The following is a 1,764-nucleotide window of genomic DNA, read 5'->3' on the forward strand; positions in this document are numbered from 1 at the left end:
GCTAATATGTATTTAATATTAAAAGTACTTTTAGGTATAAGTATATTGGCACTATTTAAAGTTAATGTTTTAGTATCATCATAAGCAAAGGTTAATCTATTACTTATAAAGCGGTATACCAATTTTTCTGGCTCCTTATAATATTGAATAGGGGCTATTTGTTGGAATTTTTCTTCCTCAAAAAGGATATAATCTAATTCCGATTTAATTTTAAATTTTAAAATATCATTTCCCTTGATAACTCTTTGTAAATTTTTCTTTTGGATATCCTTTGCCTGTTCTTTCGGGATAATAAAGTCTTTATTGTTCCCCGTTACTATTCCTAAAGCAAAAGTACTTCCTTTAAGGGTTGTGGATGGTATACTTCTCATTTTCTCTAAGATATCTAAAGTTAAAGGGGTCCTAATAAAATTGATGTTATTGTATGGATTTTTTATAACTTGTTCATTTTTTATATTAAAACTTCCCCATTTACTAACAAGGTTAAAATTATCCCCTTCTCTAGGTTTTCTTTTTTGAACTGTTAAAGCTATACTTCCCGATAATACTCCATCAAAGGCTTTACCTAAATCTTTTACTTTAATCAAGGTATGTTCAGTTAAAATCCTTTTCCTAAAATACCTATGGCTTTTAACATTTAATAGGGCTTGAGGCAAACAAAAGGATATGTAACCATTGTCTTTTAAAAAATTCATTCCTTTAAGGGTAAATATAGCCGCTGATTCAGGGTTTTTCTTAGTAAAACCTAAATTTCTCCGCTCTTCTATAGTAAATTTATATCCCCACGGGGGATTTCCTATAATTAAATCAAAGCTCCCTTGTAAATTGCCATCATCTAAATTTTGAAAAAAATTTGCAACTTTAAGATTTTCACTATACTCTCCTGTTAAGAGGAAAAGATTAATTTTACATAGGGATATTGCAATTTTATCAATATCCCAACCCCATAAATTCTCTAATATTTCTTTTTTATATTCTTTTCCGTATTTCCCCACTAATTTTTTATAACACTGTAATAAAAAATTGCCGGAACCACAAGCAGGGTCTAAAATTTTGGGGATTTGGGGAAAATAGCCTAAAATATCCTCTACCATGTCTTCTACAACGGGCTGGGGGGTGAAATAACATCCCTTTTTATTTTTTTGTCCTTCAGGCCTTAGGGATAAGTATAATAAACCTAAAAAATCATCCTCTATTGAAAGTAAATCTAAATTTAATATTTTCTCTAACAATTCCAAATCCCTATTATTAAACATACAACCATTAAAACCTATAGATAAAATTTCTGAAACCCTAGGGGGTAATAAATTAAAATCGCCTGGATCACTAGGTATACTAGAAATAATTTTTTTATCTAATAAGAGCTTGTAAATAACCATTAACAAAACCATTCTAACTCGGTCATCACTATGATAATTTTCAATAAGATTTAATATTTCCCTTACCTTTTCAATATACCTTTCCTCTTTTAAATAATTTTCTGTGATCCTAGGTTTACTATTTTTTTGTTTATTTCTTCGACTTTGAAGTTTTCCCTTTCCATACTTTTGTATTGTTTCTAAAGGTATCATTTTTTTACCATTTACTAAATGAATAGTAACTCCCCCTAGTTTTATCCAATTATTTACAGTAGCTCTGGAGATATTGTATTTTTCCATAACTTCTTCAATAGTAACTAACATACCCTTCCCCTACCTATCCTAATTAATAATAAAATTGTATTATATTTCCTCTTTTTCATCAAGAATGCTCCAATAAAAAAAA

General features: G+C 29.0%; 1 protein-coding gene. It reads right to left on the bottom strand.

The window, feature by feature from the left end:
• A partial coding sequence (locus BMX60_RS11790) for an N-6 DNA methylase (RefSeq protein WP_091351625.1) occupies nucleotides 1-1,682 on the bottom strand: 1,682 nt, incomplete at its 3' end.
• Nucleotides 1,683-1,764: the final 82 nt, after the last annotated feature.

It is taken from the genome of Anaerobranca gottschalkii DSM 13577 (assembly GCF_900111575.1).
Taxonomy (GTDB): Bacteria; Bacillota; Proteinivoracia; order Proteinivoracales; family Proteinivoracaceae; genus Anaerobranca; species Anaerobranca gottschalkii.